Genomic DNA, 20,233 nt, shown 5'->3' with positions numbered 1-20,233 from the left:
CAATTTATTAGAATGTTACATTCAGTCCAAATACAAACTGACGAGGAGTAGGATAAGAGCTCATGTCTACACCCGGACGCAATCCATCGAAAGCAAAGCTATTAACTTCAGGATCATATCCACTATAATCTGTAATGATAAATGCATTCTTTACAGAAGCAAAAATCGATGTATTCTTGAAACCGATCTTCTTCATCCATGCTGAAGGAAGAACATAATTCAATGTAATATCTGAACATCTCAAGTAGCTTGCATCTTCTACGTAACGATCCATTACCATGTTCTGAACAATGAAGTTAGAAGAAGGATACAAATTTGAGTGATTTTCAGGTGTCCACATACCTTCAAAAGCCTTCTTTGATACTGTACCGGCTTTCTGTCCCGGAGTATTGATATAACGGTTGTTTACGTTGATGACATCACGGTCTTGCACGCCATTAAAGGCAGCGCTCAACGTCAAACCTTTCCAAGATAAAGAAGTCTGGAAACCATATGTAAATCCTGGATTCGGGTCACCGATAATATCTCGGTCTGAAGTATTTACAGAACCATTGCCATCTCTATCTACAAATTTGATATCACCTGCTACCGGAGTACTTCCATTTACATCCTTATAGTAACCAATTGAACCATCTTCCTTGATAAACTTCACACCTTGATCTGTAATATCTTCCGGCTGTACAATTCCTTGTGTAACATAACCCAGGAACAATCCCGGAGCTTCACCTTGCAAGAATACATGACCTATTCCAAAGTGGTCACCCAATGAGTTACCATAGTAACCAATACGTTCACCCAAACATCCAAAGTCTGAAGGCAGCAAACCAAGGTCTACAATCTTACTCTTGTTCTTTCCGATATTACCTGTAATACTCCATTTCCAGTCCTTAGTATCAATAACCTGAGCAGTCAAAGAGAATTCTACACCTTTGTTATCCAATGAACCCTGGTTATAATAAGTAGAGCTAAATCCGGCAGAACCCGGCAATGAACGTGAAATCAGCAAGTCGTTTGTACGTTTTACATAGAAATCGAATGTACCACTCAAACGTGAACGTAACAAACTAAAGTCGATACCAGCATTCCATGAAGAGGTCTTTTCCCAAGTCAAGCCGTCATTTGGCAAGTTTGTAATCTGTAAAACCGATTCCTGATCGCCACTTCCACTGCCATAGTGATAATTACCATTTGAGCCATACATGGAGAATGTAGAATAAGGATCGATACTCTGGTTACCTGTTACACCATAACTTAAACGAACCTTCAACTGATTCAACCAATCAACATCTTTCAGGAATTCTTCTTGTTCCATACGCCATGCAACAGAAGCTGAAGGGAAATACCCCCAACGGTTTCCTTTACCAAACTTACTAGAACCATCGGCACGTAAGGAAGCTGTAATCAAATACTTGTCGAGGAAAGTCAAGTTTAGACGTCCCAGATAAGAAAGTAACTGATAGTCTTTTTGAGTCGGAGCTAAGTGCTGTACATTACCAGCCATATGAAGTCCGTTTTCTCTCAAATCGAACATTGTAAACTGAGTACCATTTGTATTTTCACTCAGGAAGTTATAATCATCGTAAGTAACACCCACTGTAGCATCCAATGTTGCAATCGAGCCCAGCTTGGTATTATAGTTCAATACATTTTCAATAGTAACATTGCTTTTGTTCAAATCTGTCAGTGCCAGATAACCATTGTTGTTCATACCTTGATACAACTGCAAGCCATACCAGCGCTTACGGTCGTTCATGTTCAGGTTACCACCCACACGCAAGTTATAACGCAAGCCCTTTATAATATTCCATGACAAATCCATAGAAGCATTGAATGTCTTATCATTAGCAACATCCACATAGTCATTCAACCAACTGAATATAGTTGTTTTATTTTCTGAACTGAAAGAAGGGTCATCTGCCGGCATTTCAAACGGAGCATAATCAAGAGCGGTACGAGATATAGCGGTTGTAGAACCACCCAATGTACTACCACCGGCCATCATGTTATTCTGACGAAGAGAACCACTCAATGTCATGTTCAAGTGTACTGTTTTCGACAAGTCCATACCGATATTAGCACGCAAGTCACCTTGTTTCAAACCGGTCTGTTTTACAGTACCGTTAATATCCTTAAAGTTTGCAGAGATATAATAAGTCGTCTTATCACTACCACCACTTACTGACAATGAATAATTCTGAGAGAATGCAGATGTATAAATCTCCTTCTGCCAGTTACGATAGTTAATTATATGATAAGTTTCCGGGTTATTGGGATCATAATTCGCCAAAGCATCATTGTATACATATCTCACTTCGTCACCCACAATATAGAAAGGATATTGACCATTCGAAATACGTGAATTGATGTAAGCCGCATGTTCGTAAAGATTAGTCATCTCCATCAGTCTTGATGGCTCAGCTATTGTAAAGTTAGCAGAAACATTCACTTTTGCTTTACCTTGTTTACCTTTCTTAGTCGTAATCAAGATAACACCGTTTGCACCACGAGAACCATAAATAGCAGTAGAAGAAGCATCCTTCAAGATGGTAATATCTTCGATATCTGCAGGGTTCAAAGAAGCCAAGGGGTCCTGATTAATCTGGAAGTCACCACTGATACCAGAAGAAGCAAATTCACCGGCAGAAGCTTGCGGTACGTTATCGATGACATACAACGGCTGATTATCACCACGTAAAGAGCTGGCACCACGAATTGTGATAGAAGATGCAGAACCTGCCATAGCAGAAGAAGCACTAACTACCAATCCAGCAACTTTTCCTGACAAGAGATTATCAAGTGAAGTAGCTTTTGCAGCATCATTAGCATCCGGTTTCATGGTAGTTAATGCACCAGTTAAATCACCTTTACGCGCAGTACCATAACCTACTACTACAACTTCATCAAGAACTTCCGTATCTTCTTTCAATACAATACGGTTTCCTGTCATTTTAGAAATTTTCACATCTTGAGTTGAATAACCCACATAAGAAACTACGAGTGTATTACCAACCTTACCTTTTAAAGAAAAGTTACCATCGAAATCAGTAATTGTACCATCCGAAGTACCCTTTACTTGGACAGTAGCACCAATTATGCTTTCACCTTTTTCATCAACAACTTGTCCTGTAATCATTCCTTGTTGAGCAAAAGCTCCAAATGGAACTATTAACAAGAGCATTAAGAAGATACAAACCGAATGCACCTTAAATTGTATTTGTTTCATAGTTTTAAAGTTAATAAACGTTTTAATACCGCGGTTTAATAAACTCAAATTTTGTATAGCAAAGATGAGAGATTCAGTTTTCTTCAATGTTCTAAAATCAATAATTTATTTCTAAAAATCAATAAAAGCATATTTCTGTATAAGAGAATAAGCTAATTAATCAAAATCGAACAACATTTAGACAAAAATGGAAGAGGAGTCATCAATCATTAAAGAAGACAGTCCAATGCACCAAGACCCCAACCGAGGAAATCCCATTTTTAGAAAATTATACAAGCTATTATCTATTTCAACCAAATTTAGTATTTTTGTCCTCAAAGTTTTACAAACGCTATGAAAGTCCATACTATACAATTTCTTTATTTTATACTTCTCCTGCTAATACCAACAAATATACAAGCAGATGAGTACTTATATAAGCAATTGTCCATATCGGATGGGTTTCCACCCTATATACAACATATCTATGCAGAAGAAAATGGTTTTGTATGGATCAGTAGCAAACAAGGGCTTGGCAAATTTAATGGTTACGAACTAAAGAGTTATTTTCATGAAGAAGGAAACCCTTTTTCTTTACCAGGCAATGAAATTTATCAAATAGAAGAAGATAGTTTACATAATCTTTGGATCCTAACAAATAACGGAACTGTAAACTACCAGCGAAACACAGATCATTTCACTCCAGTATTGGACGAAAATGGAAACATCATCAAAGCTACGGCATTTTGTAAATTGCCTGAACAAGTTTTACTGGCTGATTACGCTAATCTTTACCAATACGATTATCGTAAAAAGCAGATAAAAACATTAACGCATCTCAAGTTGACTGACTCTTTCCCTATACGTGAAATAATACCATGGGACAATCATACTCTACTCTGTATCAGCCAGTGGAAAGGTATAATCCTGCTTGATATGCAAAGTGGAAAGAGAAAAGAATCTCCTTTACCCAATGAAAAAGAAATTACCCAAGTTCTAATAGATCGCAAAGGATATATATGGATTACAGCCTACAACCGAGGTATAACTTGTTTCGACCGGCAAGGTAACATTCAGGCAATTTATAATACCGAAAATCAAAAACTAAGCCATAATGTCATTTTATGCCTAAGTGAACATGAGGGAAAGATATGGGCTGGAACCGATGGCGGAGGGATCAATATTATTAATCCTCAAACAGGGAATGTAAAAATTTTAAAACATTTATCAGGCGATAAAAACTCATTACCCATAAATTCCATACAAAGTCTGTTCCAACGCGACGGACAAGAAAATACATGGGCAGGAAGTGTTAAAGGAGGACTTATTAACATTCGTCACTCCATTGTACATTCATACTCAGATGTTCCATTAGGATATACCAATGGACTTAGTGAAAAAGCTATACTTAGTTTTTTCCAAGAAACAGGGTCTGAGGACATATGGATAGGAACAGACGGAGGTGGCGTAAATCGTTTTAATCCACATACTAAGCAGTTTATACACTATCCAGCTACTTATGGAGAAAAAGTTGTATCTCTCTGCAGATATTCCCAACAAGAATTGCTTATTTCTCTATTTTCAAAAGGGGTATTTTTCTTTAATAAGCAAACAGGGAAAATACGTCCTATCAACGAAGGTAGTGCCGTTATCAATCAGATAGCATTATATGGTAGAAAAGGAATCAATCTATATCAAGATGAAACAGAATCAGTGTTATTGCTTTCGTCTGAAATATATAGATATTATTTGAAAAGCGGAAGACTACAACAATTGAGTGACAGCCAAATTTCAATTGAAGGACAAACTCTACCTATCGGATATGATAGTTTAAAAACTTATTTATATGATTTAAAGCACATCTATACCATAGACCATCGCAACAACAAAATAGAAACTATTTATACCTCGACCCAAGAAAACTATATAGAATGTGTCACAAAAAATGCAAAAGGTATTTTCTGGATTGGATTTAGTGATAAAATTCTCCGATATGATTCTTCTACACAATTGGAAACACAGATAGATGCTCCTCAACTAAAAAAAATCACCGCTCTTATTTGCGATCAGCACCAGCGAGTATGGATAGGAACCAATGAAGAACTTTTTGTATGGCTTGACAATGAAAATAAACTTATTTCCTTAGACGAATCTGACGGTGCCGAAGATAATGAATTTTTAAAAAAGGCAGTATGGGCTTCTCCACAAGGTGATATCTACTTGGGAGGTATTAACGGCATGTTGTATATTGATGGTAATAAAAGTAGCATCACCATCCCTACTTCTCCAGAACTCAAACTAACAGACATTATCAGTAACAATAAAAGTTATCTGTCCGATATCGACCAAGATGAGAATTCTCTCGATTTGTCTTTCGACAACAAAACGGTCATTATAAAGGTGATGGCTTACGAAAGTAATATTTTCAGGAAAAAGGTATACCGATGGTATATTGACGGTAAGGAAGAATCAACCACAGACAGCAAACTTCCTGAACTGACACTTCGCTCACTTACTCCCGGAACTTATCATATTTCGGTTTCCTGTAGCACTAAAGATGGCTCATGGACTACTCCACAGCAAGTCATCACTCTCCATATTCCGCCCGTATGGTATCAGACATGGTGGTTCAATTTATTATGGATACTCTTGGCCGCAGCATTGCTTATTGCGTTCATTCTCTATTTGTTAAATCGCAAAGAAGAACGGATGAAAGCTGATTTACAAGAGCATAAGCAGAAAATCTATGAAGAAAAGGTACGCTTTCTGATAAATATCAATCATGAATTGCGTACACCTCTAACACTGATTTATACACCACTGAACCAACTGGTAAAAACAATACCTCAGGATAATCCTATATATCCTACCCTCAGAAGTATTCTGAAACAGTCCAAACGAATGAAGGAACTACTGAATATGGTATTGAACCTGAGAAAAATGGAAATAGAGCAAAGTAAACTTAATATACAATCTTATCCACTGAATGAATGGATAAAGGAAATTGCAACTGATTTCAAATACGAGGAAGAAGATAAGCATATCACTATACTCTATGACCTGTCGCCCGAAATAGGAGAAGTAGAATTCGACCAGGAACGCCATATTATCATTCTTACGAATTTGATAGTAAACGCATTTAAACATAGCTCTACAGATAGCAGCATCACGCTACGTACAGAATTGACCGAAGACAAACAATCGGTACGAATCTCCGTCATTGATCAAGGACCCGGTTTGCAAGGAGTAGATACCGAGAAACTCTTTACACGCTTTTATCAAGGTGTGAACGAAAGGAACGGAAGTGGAATTGGACTTTCCTATTCTAAAATTCTGGTAGAAATGCATAAAGGAAAAATAGGTGTATACAACAATCCCGACAAGGGAGCATGTTTCTGGTATGAATTACCTGTCCATGCCCAATCATCCGAAATTTGCCCTCCACGTGAATATCTGAATATTCTCACAGAAGCAGCTCCAGAAGAAGAGAAATATACGCCGATAGCCAACTCAATAAATACCAAAGACTATTCATGCCTATTTGTCGATGACAATGAAAGTATCCGGCAAATGGTAACGGAAGCTCTGAAAGACAATTTTAAGAACTTATACATTGCCTCAAACGGGAAAGAGGCTCTTCAAATAGCTCTTAAAGAAATTCCTGATATTGTTATCAGCGATATTATGATGCCAGAAATGAATGGATACGAACTATGTCGTAGAATCAAGGAAAATCTGAATATTAACCATATTCAGGTTATCCTGCTTACAGCACGTACTGACGAACAAAGCCATTTGGATGGATACAAAACCGGAGCTGATGCCTATATGGAAAAACCATTTGAGATCAATTCTCTTCTGGAAAACGTACGAAACCGGCTTTATTTACGTGAACAAATAAGGTTAAAATACACACACAATTCTATAACTGCCGAGACAGAAAAGCCTATAACTTCGGTTGACGATGCATTCCTCTTCAAACTAAATAAAGTCATCGTTGAGAATATGGAAAACGATGAGTTAAATGTAGAATTTATCAGTCAGGAATTAGGCATCAGCCGCGCGTCATTATATAACCGTTTAAAAGCTCTGACTGGTATGGGAGCCAGCGAATATGTAAACAAGCTTCGTATAGAAAAAGCAATGGAATTGCTTCGGCAAACAGAGTTGAATATGACTGAGATAGCCGAACGTACCGGTTTCTCAACAAGCCGATATTTCAGTACAGCTTTTAAAAAATACACAGGTATTACTCCAACTCAATACAAAGAGTCACCCGACAACCTTAACACCCCATCGGGCAAATAAGATTTTTTCGTATCTTTGCCAAACACAATTAGTGGTAATTTTATGAAAAAATATATCATACTCTTTCTAAATCTGCTTGTATTAATGGGATGCAGCAGTCGACAGCAACAAACGCAACAAGCTACCCTGACGGTAAGTATTGAACCACTCCGTTATTTCACAGAAGCAATTGCCGGAGACAAATTTCAAGTAACCAGCATGGTACCGGAAGGAAGTAATCCAGAAACATACGATCCGACTCCACAACAACTTGTTACTTTGAGTCAAAGCGTGGCATTCCTGCGCATCGGTTACATTGGTTTTGAACAAGTATGGGCTGAGAAGCTCCAAAGTAATGCACCGAATGTTAAATTCTTCAATCTATCGGAAGGCGTAAACCTGATACGAGAAGATGACATTCATCATGGCAACCATTCGCATCCCGGCGGTGTAGAGCCTCATATATGGAGTTCTACCCAAAATGCTTATATCATAGCTGACAATATTTTCCATGCATTGTGTACACTGGATGCGGACCACACAGCATATTACAAAGAAAATCTGGCAAAGTTAAAGCAAGAGATAGCACGTACTGACAACGAAATCCATACCCTCCTGCAAAATACATCGTGTGCCTTTCTTATTTATCATCCGGCACTATCCTACTTTGCACGCGACTATGGACTGGAACAAATCTGTATCGAAGAAGGAGGAAAGGAACCTTCACCCGCTCATTTACAGGCTTTAATCCGCCGCTGTAAAGAAAAACATGTACAAGTTATTTTTGTTCAGAAGGAATTCGACACACGCAATGCCGAAATTATAGCCAGGGAAACCGGAGCCAAAATTGTATCCATCAACCCGTTGAGTTATAAATGGCAGAAAGAAATGACAACAGTAGCAAAGGCTTTAAGCGAATAAAGAGTATTATGGACAAACAGCCAATTATACAATTAAATCATATTTATGCAGCATACGAACGTAAGCAAGTGCTGGATGATGTCAATCTGACGGTATACGAAAAGGACTTTCTGGGAGTTATCGGCCCTAACGGTGGAGGAAAAACAACCTTGATAAAAATCATTCTTGGATTACTTCATCCTATTTCGGGGGAAATGTGTTTCTACAATGCAGGAAAGCAAGTACCAGAAATCAGTATGGGTTACTTGCCACAATATAACTCTATCGATAAGAAATTTCCTATCTCTGTATACGATGTCGTATTATCCGGACTGAACAAACAAAAATCCTTATTACGTTCGTTCACTGCCAAACAACATGAACAAGTACGAGCTATCATAACCCGCATGGGACTTGAAGGTCTGGAAAACAGAGCTATCGGACAATTAAGCGGCGGACAATTACAACGGGCACTATTAGGCCGTGCACTGGTTTCAGATCCTCAAGTCGTGATTTTGGATGAACCCAATACGTATATAGATAAGCGCTTTGAAGCAAAACTTTATTCTCTTTTAGAGGAAATAAACAAGGAACGAGCTATTATTTTAGTCAGTCACGATATTGGCACAGTATTACAGAATGTCAAATCGATAGCCTGCGTGAATGGCACATTGGATTATCATCCCGATACGGAAATTCCTACAGAATGGCTGGAAGAGCACTTCGGTTGTCCTATTGAATTACTGGGACATGGCAACCTGCCTCATCGGGTATTGAAATGTCATCACCACGACTAAATAAACAACAAACTCGTTTTTACTTTTCCCTCTTTTATAAAATTTCCTCCTTATCCTTTTCTTGCAAAAAGGTCAAGCCTTCATGAATAAAAATGACGGATAAAAAAGATAAAGAGTGAAATCAATATGCTAAAAACCATGAAAATCCGTGTAATCTGCAATGAGAAAAAAGATTATCACTATCTTTGCGGACAATGAACTTTAATGAGAAACAAAATAACTCACATGAAACAGTACAACAAGATTAACAATCTGGTCGGGTGGCTGGCGTTCGTGATTGCAGCTTTTACATATTGCTCTACGATAGAACCAACCGCCAGCTTTTGGGACTGTCCCGAATTTATTACAACAGGATATAAACTGGAAGTAGGTCACCCGCCTGGCGCACCTTTCTTCATGCTTACGGCTAATCTTTTCAGCCAGTTTACAAGTGATCCTTCGCAAGTAGCCCGCATGGTAAATACCATGAGTGCATTGATGAGTGCAGCATGTATCTTGTTTTTGTTTTGGAGCATTACTTGTCTGGCTAAAAAGCTGATATGTCCGCGAGAAGAAGACATGACAACAGGCCGCCTGATTGCCATCATGGGATCAGGACTGGTAGGCGCACTTGCCTATACCTGGAGTGACACATTCTGGTTCAGCGCGGTAGAAGGTGAAGTATATGCATACTCCAGCTTGTTTACGGCCTTGGTATTCTGGCTGATACTGAAATGGGAAAACCGGGCAAACGAAGCCCATAGCGACCGATGGTTAATCCTGATTGCTTACCTGACAGGACTTTCTATCGGTGTGCACCTGCTGAACTTGCTATGTATTCCGGCAATTGTACTGGTATATTATTACAAGAAAAACCCCAATGCCAGCCTGAAAGGTAGTCTGATAGCACTTATCGGCTCCATGGTACTCGTAGCTGCTGTATTATATGGTATCGTACCGGGTATCGTAAAAGTAGGTGGATGGTTTGAACTCTTGTTTGTAAACGGACTGGGATTCTCATTCAATACCGGACTGATTATCTACATTATCATACTGGCTGCCAGCATCATATGGGGAGTATACGAAAGCTATACAGTCCGCAGCCGCAAACTCATGAATATCTCATTCCTCACAACTGTGGGTCTGGTAGGTATTCCATTTTACGGACATGGCTGGAGCAGCGTACTGATTGGCATCATTGTATTGGTTATATTGGCCATTTATTTGTTTGCCGACCTGCCCGAAAAACTTCGTGTAAGCGCACGTACACTGAATACCTCTCTGCTCTGCCTGATGATGATTGTAGTAGGATACTCTTCGTATGCCGTAATTGTTATCCGTTCATCAGCAAATACCCCGATGGACCAGAATTCACCTGAGGATATCTTTACACTGGGTGAGTATCTGGGACGTGAGCAATATGGTACACGCCCGTTATTCTACGGTCAAACGTATGCCTCAAAAATTGCACTGAAGGAAGTAGATGGCGGATGTACTTACGATATGACTGAAGGTGCACCGGTATACCAGCGCAAAGAAAAAGAACGCCCGGATGAAAAAGACAGTTACGAAGTTGTACGTAATAAAACGGAATATAAGTATGCACAGAACATGCTTTTCCCACGTATGTGGAGTTCCGATCACGCCAAGGCTTACGAAGATTGGCTGGGAGGAGTAGAAGGACGTCAAGTTCCTTACGACCAGTGTGGAGAAATGCTGATGGTCAAGATTCCGACACAATGGGATAACATCAAGTTCTTCTTTATTTATCAGTTGAACTATATGTACTGGCGTTACTTTATGTGGAATTTCGCAGGACGTCAGAATGACATTCAGGGACAAGGAGAAATAGAACATGGTAACTGGATTACAGGTATTTCATTCATCGACAAGTATCTTGTAGGTGACCAAAGTCTGTTACCATCCGACTTGAAGAACAATAAAGGTCATAACGTCTTCTATTGTCTGCCGCTAATACTGGGACTGATCGGTCTGTTCTGGCAGGCATACAAAGGAGAGAAAGGCATACAGCAGTTCTGGATTGTTTTCTTCCTGTTCTTTATGACAGGACTTGCCATCGTTCTGTATCTGAATCAGACACCTCAGCAACCGCGTGAACGTGACTATGCATACGCAGGTTCGTTCTATGCCTTTGCTATCTGGATTGGTTTGGGTGTAGCCGCCATCTCCGAATGGCTGAGCAAACGTATGAGCGAAAAACCGGCAGCAATCTTGGCAAGCATCGTCTGCCTGCTGGTACCTGTACAGATGGTAAGTCAGACGTGGGATGATCACGACCGTAGCGGACGTTATACCTGCCGTGATTTCGGACAGAACTACCTGAGCACCGTACAGGACAAAGGTAACCCGATTATATTCACCAACGGTGATAACGATACATTCCCGCTCTGGTACAATCAGGAAACAGAAGGATTCCGCACCGATGTACGTGTATGTAACCTCAGTTACCTGCAAACAGACTGGTACATCGACCAGATGCGCCGTCCAGCTTACGATTCTCCGTCGGTTCCTATCAACTGGGAACGTATAGATTATGTACAAGGACACAACGAAGCTGTATATGTACGTCCGGAAGCTATGGAAACTATAAACAATTTCTATAAGCAAAATCCGGAAGAAGCCAAGAAAGAATTTGGTGATAACCCGTACGAACTGAAGAATATCCTGAAATACTGGGTACGCTCGCCGAAAGAAGGTTTACAGATGATTCCGACAGACAGTATTGTTATCAAACTGGATAAAGAAGCTATCAAACGCTCCGGTATGCTGACTCCTGATTCAATTCCTGATTATATGACTATTTCGCTGAAAGGTAAACGTCTGTTATATAAGAGCGAATTGATGATGCTGGAAATGCTTGCTAATACCAACTGGGAACGTCCGATGTATATGGCTATCACAGTAGGAACCGAAAATCAGCTGAATCTGACAAACAATTTCTTGCAGGAAGGTCTTGCTTATCGTATCACTCCTTTCGATAATGTCAAGTTAGGACGCCGTATCGATAGCGAAAAGATGTACACCAACCTGATGACCAAATTTAAGTTTGGCGGTATCGACAATCCTGATATTTATCTGGATGAAACGGTACTCCGAATGTGTGATACACATCGCCGCTTGTTTGTCCAGCTTGCCAGCCAACTGATAAAAGAAGGCAAGGCAGATAAAGCACTAAAAGTGTTGGACTACTGCGAAAAGGTTATTCCTAGTACGACCGTTCGTCACGACTATATTTATAGCAGCTCGAAGGAAATGGCAGACGATTATGCTCAATTGGGACAGACCAAAAAAGCAGAAAATATACTTGAACAATTGGCAAACAATTCTGTAGAGTATGCAAGCTGGTATCTGAGCCTTGACGAAGAACGTTTTGCCGGCTCGTACGAAGAATGTATGCGTCACTTCTATATTCTGGATGACGTATGCAAATCTCTGGCAAATCTGAAAGATGCCAAGACTGGCAAGGAACTGGAATCGGCTGCTCATTATGCACAGAAGTTCGAGCAACTTTATCAATTACTGGAACGCCGTGTAGGTAGTACACATCCGGAAAGTAAATAAAGATTATAATATAACACTATTTCATAAAACCACAGAGGGACAGAACTTGTAACCTTATAAACTGTTCCCTCTGTGATTTTCTTTTTCGTGGCACATCAGAATCATGCTAATAGAACAACCCCCCCAGATATTACGCCTGCTATACCCAAGTGCATTATGGCGTATGAACAAGAATGAAAAATCTGTTTATCTGACATTCGACGACGGACCTATTCCCGAAATAACACCATGGGTTCTCGACTTGCTCGACAAATATGGTATTAAGGCTACCTTTTTTATGGTAGGCGACAACGTACGCAAGCATCCTGAAGAGTTCCGCATGGTAGTAGAACGAGGACACCGCATCGGGAATCATACATTCAACCATATCAGAGGATTTGAATTCTTAAGCAAAAACTATCTTGCCAATACTGATAAAGCCAACGAATATCTGCATACAGATTTATTCCGCCCTCCACACGGACATATGCGGTGGCTGCAATACATGGTGCTAAAAAGGAAATACCGCATTGTGATGTGGGATCTGGTGACCCGCGATTACAGCAAGCGTTTAAATGGAAAACAGGTATTCGAAAACGTAAAGCGTTATGTCCGCAACGGATCCATCATCACTTTCCACGATTCTATCAAGTCGGAACCACGTATGAAATATGCCCTTCCCCGCTCTATAGAGTGGCTGCTGGCACAAGGATATACCTTCAAAGTATTCGACTAAAACAGCATAATACCAACATTTAGGTATTGCTGTTTTAGCTATATCCGGAAAATTCAGTCCGACAAATACCAAATTTTGGTGATTGATTCTTCTTCCTTACCTGAATAACTTTGCACCATCGAATAGAATGGCTTTTAAAAGGTATAATAGGTATAATATTTAAGGAAAAAGAATCAATGATAAAAACCAGTACACTCACTTTCATACTACTGATTTGTTCTGTTTCTATTTTTGCACAATCCCGTACATTACTCTCAGGTAAAGTTGTTGCTACCGACAAAACCGTAATAGACTACGCTACTGTATACCTGAAGGGAACACAATACGGGTGCACGACCAACGAACAAGGTATCTATCACCTGCAGGCTCCTGCAGGAAAATATACACTTATCGTTTCGGCTATCGGATTTGAAACATACGAAAAAGCAATCGAAATAATGCACGACGGACGCACTAAACAAACAGTTGTACTAAAACCCTCGGTAACAGAACTGGATGAAGTAGTAGTCACATCTACCGGAGTGAGCCGTGTAAAAAAATCGGCTTTCAATGCGGTAGCTGTCGATACGAAGGAACTACACAATTCTACCAAAAGCCTGAGCGAAGCATTGACTCAGCTTCCGGGAATAAAACTCCGTGAATCGGGCGGTGTAGGATCGGACATGCAGCTGATGCTCGACGGATTCAGTGGAAAACATGTGAAAGTATTTATCGACGGTGTACCGCAGGAAGGAGCAGGCACTGCCTTCGACCTGAATAATATTCCGGTTAATTTTGCTGAACGTATTGAAGTGTACAAAGGTGTTGTACCTGTAGGATTCGGAACGGATGCTTTGGGAGGAGTTATCAACATCGTAACCAATAAGAAACGACGTAACTGGTTTCTTGATGCATCTTATTCATATGGTTCATTCAATACACATAAATCGTACGTAAATTTTGGCCAGACGTTCAAAAACGGACTGATGTACGAGATAAATGCTTTCCAGAACTATTCGGATAACGATTATTATATTGACAACTATATCACCGAATTTGGCGAAGATGGCGTAACCGAAAGTACAGACAAAAAGAAAATTTACCACGTAAAACGTTTCAACGATATGTTCCACAACGAAGCTGTTATCGGAAAAATAGGAATTATGGACAAAAACTGGGCAGACCGTCTGGTGTTCAGCTTCAATTATTCTCATTTCTACAAGGAAATCCAGACTGGGGTCTACCAGTATGTAGTATTCGGCCAGAAACACCGTAAAGGATATTCTTTCGTCCCGTCGGTAGAATACCGTAAGCGCAATCTGCTGATAGAAGGACTGGATGTATCGGCAACAGCCAATTATAACCACAACATTACACATAATATTGATACAGCAGCTTACAAATACAACTGGCTGGGAGATAAAAAATATACCGGAATACCGGGAGAGCAGTCACACCAAAACAACGAATCGAAAAATACGAACTGGAACGGGACGATTACAGCCAATTATCGTATTGGAGAAGTACACACTTTTACACTGAATCACGTAATCAGTACCTTCCACCGTACCACTCGTTCGTATATATCGGGCAGCTCCAAACTTTCCGATTTCAGCATCCCTAAGAAGACACGAAAAAACATCACCGGACTGTCGTACCGCTACATGCCTTCCGACAAATGGAATGTTTCGGCTTTTGCCAAATACTATAACCAGTATAACGAAGGGCCTGTATCGCAAAATTCAGATGGAATAGGAAACTACATCCTGCTGAAGAAACATCTTAGTTCGCTGGGATACGGTGCCGCAGGTACTTATTTTATCGTAAAAGACCTGCAAGCCAAACTTTCTTACGAAAAGGCTTACAGGCTGCCTACTACCGATGAGTTGTTTGGTGATGAGGACCTGGAAGCAGGAAAGGCTGACTTAAAACCGGAAAGAAGTGATAATTTCAATTTGAACCTGAGTTATGCTTACCACATAGGCAAGCATGCCATTTACGTAGAAGGCAGTCTGATCTATCGTAATACGAAAGACTATATCAAGCGAGGGCTGTCGCAGGTAAGCAACATGAGTTTCGGATATTACGAAAACCATGGCAGAGTAAAAACTAAAGGGTATAATATCTCACTGCGGTATAATTACTCCCGATGGTTCAACATAGGGGGAACATTCAATTCCATGAATGCCCGCGACGAGGAAAAATATCGCGCCGGAGGTACGCAGCAGGAAAGCCTGACTTACGGTCAGCGTATTCCAAACCAGCCGTACCTGTATGCCAATTTCGATGCCTCGCTTACCTGGCACGACTTGTTCGCAAAAGGAAATGTACTGACACTGGGATATGACGGATACTACCAGCATGAGTTTCCGCTGTACTGGGAAAACCTGGGAGATCCGACTACCAAAATCCGTGTGCCCGAACAAATTTCGCACAACCTCAGTATCGGATACAGCCTGAAAGGAGGACGTTACAACCTTTCTTTCGAATGCCGTAATCTGACCGATGCCAAACTGTACGATAACTTCAGCCTGCAAAAGGCGGGACGGGCCTTTTATGGAAAAATAAGAGTAAACTTTGGAAAATAATAAAAACTAAAACATAAAAAGAACATGCAAAAAAAGTATCTTACACATGCCCTGACAGTAGCTCTGTGCTCCGGCAGCCTGTTCTGCTCATGCAGCGAAGAATACATAACCGAAAATTCAGGAGGAGCAGCAACCGGAACAGACAAATATGTCATCGCAGCAACAACCAGTGATGCAACCTACCTCATCACTTCCGAATCGCTCGACGAAGGAACTGTTACTTCGGTAGGAAACGGAACCGAAACCATTGGAGGTTCTTACTGGGTTTTCTATGGAACCGATTATTTATTCAGTTTGAAGTATAACAATGGAGAGGCTGGTACCGGAGCTTCTTATATCTTAAACCAAGCTACCGGAAAGCCTGCTGAACATAATTCGTATACATTCAACCGCATCACGACGTATGGTATCTGGGGAAACAACGTGATTACTGCTTCTACCAACGACGGAAGTAAGGAAACAGACGGTGAACATTATGCCAAGTATCTCCAGTTCAACTATCTGAATGCGACCAGCGGCAAAACGACTACTGGTACACAGATTGCCGAAAACTTCCTTGGAAACGGTGAGTTTGTCAGCTTTGCAGGCTTTGTAGAAGCAAACAACAAACTCTATACTTCAGTCATCCCAATGGGAATGAGTCATTACGGTGTCAATACATTCCCCGACAAGATTACAGATGCCGACCTGGTTGCCAAATCGGACGGAGGTACCGGCTCCGGTTCCTATACAGCCGGACAGATACCTGCTACTCAGTATCCCGACAAGGCATTCATCGCTATTTATAACGGAAGCAGTTTCAACGAAACTCCAACCATCGTAGAAACAGATAAAATCGGATTTGCCTGCGGAAGAAACCGTTCTCAGTATTATCAGACCATCTGGGCTGCCGATAACGGCGACTTGTATGTTTTCTCTCCAGGATACGGACGTACGGCAACTTCTTCCAGCGACTTGAAAAAAGTTACAGGTACGCTTCCTTCAGGAGTTATGCGCATCAAGGCCGGCGAAACGGCTTTCGACTCGAACTATTATTATAACTTGGAAGAATTAGGCAACAAAAAACCGATGTTCCGCTGCTGGCACATCACTCAGGATTATTTTCTTTTGCAAATGTATACCGACGGAACGGCAGGTATGATGAGCGGAACAAATGCCGTCGTTACCGAACTGGCTATATTCAAAGCTGAAGATGGAAAGCTTACTACCGTATCGACCGGCATGCCACAAAAAAGCAACATTACTTCACTGGGTACTCCTTTCTGTACCAACGGAGTGGCTTATATTCCTGTAGTAACCAACGATGGCAGCTATCCGGCTTTGTATAAAATAGACCCTGTTACTGCAACAGCTACTAAAGGTATAAGCATCGTAGCAGATGAAGTAGCTGCCGTAGGTATGTTATCACCCAAATCTTTTTAAGTACAACAATGAAAAAAATATTCAAAAAAATACATCTATGGCTGTCTGTCCCCTTTGGACTGATTATTTCTATAATCTGTCTGACAGGGGCAACCCTTGTTTTCGAAAAAGAATTAACCCGAGCAGGCAACCCTCATCTATATACGGTAGAATATAAAGAAGGCAGTAAGCCCCTAAAACCATCGGAAATCATTGCCCGTATCAGCCAGCAAACAGGAGATACACTGAAGATCAGTAGTCTGCAAGTGGCAGGAAATCCCAAAGAAGCATGGATGGTGAGCTTCACCAATGCTGGTCAGCGCCAGTTGAGTGTCAATCCCTATTCGGGAGAAATAAACGGATGGGTAGAGGGAAATTCCTTTTTTCAGACTGTCCGTAAACTGCATCGCTGGCTGCTTGATGCTCCGGCGCAGAAAGGAGCTTCTTCTACCGGAAAGACAATTGTCGGCATCACTACCCTGCTAATGGTAGTTATCTTAATTTCCGGTATCGTACTCTGGTGGCCCCGAACACGCAAAAGTCTGCAAAACCGACTGAAGGTATCATGCACCAAAGGTCCCTTCCGTTTTTGGTACGACAGCCACGTTTCTTTAGGATTCTACGTTACAATATTTTTGCTGGTCATGGCTCTTACCGGACTGACATGGTCATTCCGATGGTACCGTACCGGATTCTATGCCCTGTTCGGCGCTTCTACCGAACAGCCCAAACAATCTGCACCAGCCCACGAAGACAATAACAAAAAAGAAAAGAAAAACGAACCTGAAAGATTGAATTATCTGGCATGGGATGCTGCACTTGCCGAGCTGCAGAACCGTTACGAAACCTACGGAACAATCCAATTGAGCAAAAACAGCGCACAAGTTATTCAGTCAGGAAAACAAAAAGGAGATACCGCTTCTTTTGATATACACACAGGAAACATTACAGAAATAAAGGTATACAATATTGACGAACAGCCCATGTCGAACAAGATGAAGGGACTTATCTATTCACTTCATACCGGACAATGGGGAGGAATGCTTACCCGTATCATATATTTCCTGTCGGCCTTTATTGGTGGAATCTTACCTCTTACAGGATATTATCTCTGGATTAAGCGAATAAACAGAAAACATCGTCGTAATGTTTGATAGAAAATTTGTACAAAACATTTTATTTTTTGTACAAAAAATAAAAATACCTGCAGACATTTCAGTTGAAACATCTGCAGGTATTTTTCAATTCTCCCGAAGGAAGCAAAATAATGTCTTCTTAATTAATCCATCTTATTTTGATGTTTTTTTCATTTTTTTCTCAAAGTATTGAGAAGGGGTCATATTAAACTCCTCCTTAAAACATTTAGTAAAATAAGCAGGCGAAGAGAAACCAACCTTGTATCCGATTTCAGCATACGTATATTTCCCCTGAAGTATAAATTCTTTAGCTTTATCCAGTCGATATCTTTTCAGATAATTATTAGGAGTATCATTGAACGACTGTTTAAATAGTTTATAGAAATTAATTTTAGAAATAGCCAATTCATTAATCAAAATACTCAAATCGCAATCATAATCCATGTAATGCTCTTTTATATAGCATAAGACTTTCTCCTCAAATTGAGTATAATCTTCATTTTCTTTTTTTATGTCATCCTCATTTCCAAGATCTTGTGGCTCCAAAACAGGTTTATTCTTCCGTTTTTTTATATATAAAACAATAAATATTCCCCATCCACCCAAAAGAATACTTATAGCAACAATTCCCCATTGTACAATCTGCCTATATCGATTCTTTTGAGTTATTTTTTCTTGCTGTAATAAATTTATCTTTTGACGAAGTTCCACAATATCTTGTCCTTGCAGATAATAGGCCTGAACATTATTTTTATCGATCAAGATGGTAGACAATAAATTTTCTTTAGGAACAGATATGTGATTAATAATCTTCATCCCTACATCAATTACCTTAGCTCCTCCTGTTGGATAAACCACAGTAGCCGCCAAAGTTCCTTCCATTACGGCATTTACACCTTTCTTATATCCAAGCATACCATCTACACCTATAATAACAGGCATATGACCCGTATTTGCTTTTTTAAGTAAATCGTAGGCAGCTATAGCAATAGCATCATTATAAGCATAGATTACGTCAACACTTGTCAACAAAGATATATTGTCATTAAGTATCCGTATCGTAGAATTTATATTTTTACCACCTAAATCCTGTCCAGAAGTTAATGTCTGAACTTCCATGTTTTCATATTTACGTAATGTATTTATAAATCCTAACTCACGTTCTATTGTTGCTGTTGAATTTTCAAATCCCCGAATATGAAGAATACGAGTTTGTTTATCACCACGTAATTGTAATACATACTTTGCAGCCCGTACACCAACTTCCCAATTACTTGCTCCAACAAATGAAACATATTTATTAGAAGAAATCTTACGGTCGACTAATAATACCGGAATATTTTGAAAATCCAAACTATTAAAAGCATCAATTAAGGTACTGTCCTCCAATGGAGAAATGATCAACAAATCTACATTGTCTGCAACAAAAGATTTAATATCCTCCAATTGCTGTTGAATGTTTCCTGAAGCATTCTTTATATCTACCTTAAGATTATCATAGAATTTAGCTTCCGATAGTATTTCTTGATTAAGCTGTTCACGCCATTCACCACCAGTACATTGTGAAAAACCGATACGAATCGTCTTATTCTGCTGCGTACAAGAAGTTAGCAGAATAAAAAAGAATATACATAATTTATATAAGGAAAACAAATTTCGCATCAATT

General features: G+C 40.0%; 10 protein-coding genes and 1 pseudogene. 9 read left to right on the top strand and 2 right to left on the bottom strand.

Annotated features, from left to right (window positions below):
* Positions 1–7: 7 nt before the first annotated feature.
* Positions 8–3,223 (bottom strand): SusC/RagA family TonB-linked outer membrane protein, encoded by a 3,216-nt coding sequence (locus tag WKT12_RS12875; RefSeq protein WP_340319933.1) that lies wholly within the window; start codon positions 3,221–3,223, stop codon positions 8–10.
* A 333-nt stretch (positions 3,224–3,556) separates the two neighbouring features.
* Between WKT12_RS12875 and WKT12_RS16535 the strand changes: the two are divergent.
* From WKT12_RS16535 to WKT12_RS12835, 9 genes and pseudogenes are all read left to right on the top strand, one after another.
* A pseudogene (locus WKT12_RS16535) lies at positions 3,557–3,856 on the top strand (two-component regulator propeller domain-containing protein); the annotation flags it as partial.
* Between the two features lie 54 nt (positions 3,857–3,910).
* Positions 3,911–7,510 carry a hybrid sensor histidine kinase/response regulator transcription factor gene (locus WKT12_RS12870; protein ID WP_340319932.1) on the top strand — a complete coding sequence of 1,200 codons (3,600 nt, stop codon included), beginning with the start codon at positions 3,911–3,913 and terminating at the stop codon, positions 7,508–7,510.
* Between the two features lie 42 nt (positions 7,511–7,552).
* Positions 7,553–8,410 carry a metal ABC transporter solute-binding protein, Zn/Mn family gene (locus WKT12_RS12865; RefSeq protein ID WP_340319931.1) on the top strand — a complete coding sequence of 286 codons (858 nt, stop codon included), beginning with the start codon at positions 7,553–7,555 and terminating at the stop codon, positions 8,408–8,410.
* Between the two features lie 8 nt (positions 8,411–8,418).
* Positions 8,419–9,186: a metal ABC transporter ATP-binding protein gene (locus WKT12_RS12860; RefSeq protein WP_340319929.1), complete on the top strand. Its 768-nt coding sequence runs from the start codon at positions 8,419–8,421 to the stop codon at positions 9,184–9,186.
* Positions 9,187–9,411: 225 nt separating this feature from the next.
* Positions 9,412–12,747, top strand: a complete 3,336-nt coding sequence (locus tag WKT12_RS12855; protein ID WP_021971627.1) for a glycosyltransferase family 117 protein — start codon at positions 9,412–9,414, stop codon at positions 12,745–12,747.
* Between the two features lie 103 nt (positions 12,748–12,850).
* Entirely contained in the window at positions 12,851–13,462 is a 612-nt protein-coding gene (locus WKT12_RS12850; RefSeq protein WP_340319928.1) for a polysaccharide deacetylase family protein, read from the top strand.
* A gap of 176 nt (positions 13,463–13,638) precedes the next feature.
* Positions 13,639–16,029, top strand: coding sequence for a TonB-dependent receptor (locus WKT12_RS12845; protein ID WP_340319927.1), 2,391 nt, complete (start codon positions 13,639–13,641; stop codon positions 16,027–16,029).
* 24 nt (positions 16,030–16,053) lie between these two features.
* Entirely contained in the window at positions 16,054–17,451 is a 1,398-nt protein-coding gene (locus tag WKT12_RS12840; protein WP_340319926.1) for a DUF4374 domain-containing protein, read from the top strand.
* 8 nt (positions 17,452–17,459) lie between these two features.
* A complete protein-coding gene (locus tag WKT12_RS12835) occupies positions 17,460–18,584 on the top strand; it encodes a PepSY-associated TM helix domain-containing protein (RefSeq protein ID WP_340319925.1) in 1,125 nt (374 codons plus the stop codon).
* Between the two features lie 135 nt (positions 18,585–18,719).
* On the opposite strand, the gene WKT12_RS12830 is transcribed toward WKT12_RS12835, so the two are convergent.
* Positions 18,720–20,228, bottom strand: coding sequence for a substrate-binding domain-containing protein (locus WKT12_RS12830; protein WP_340319939.1), 1,509 nt, complete (start codon positions 20,226–20,228; stop codon positions 18,720–18,722).
* Positions 20,229–20,233: the final 5 nt, after the last annotated feature.

Source organism: Phocaeicola sp. HCN-6420 (assembly GCF_037890145.1).
Lineage (GTDB): Bacteria > Bacteroidota > Bacteroidia > Bacteroidales > Bacteroidaceae > Phocaeicola.
The sequence above is the reverse complement of the archived record's forward strand: the minus strand, read 5'-3'. Positions and strand labels throughout refer to the sequence as shown.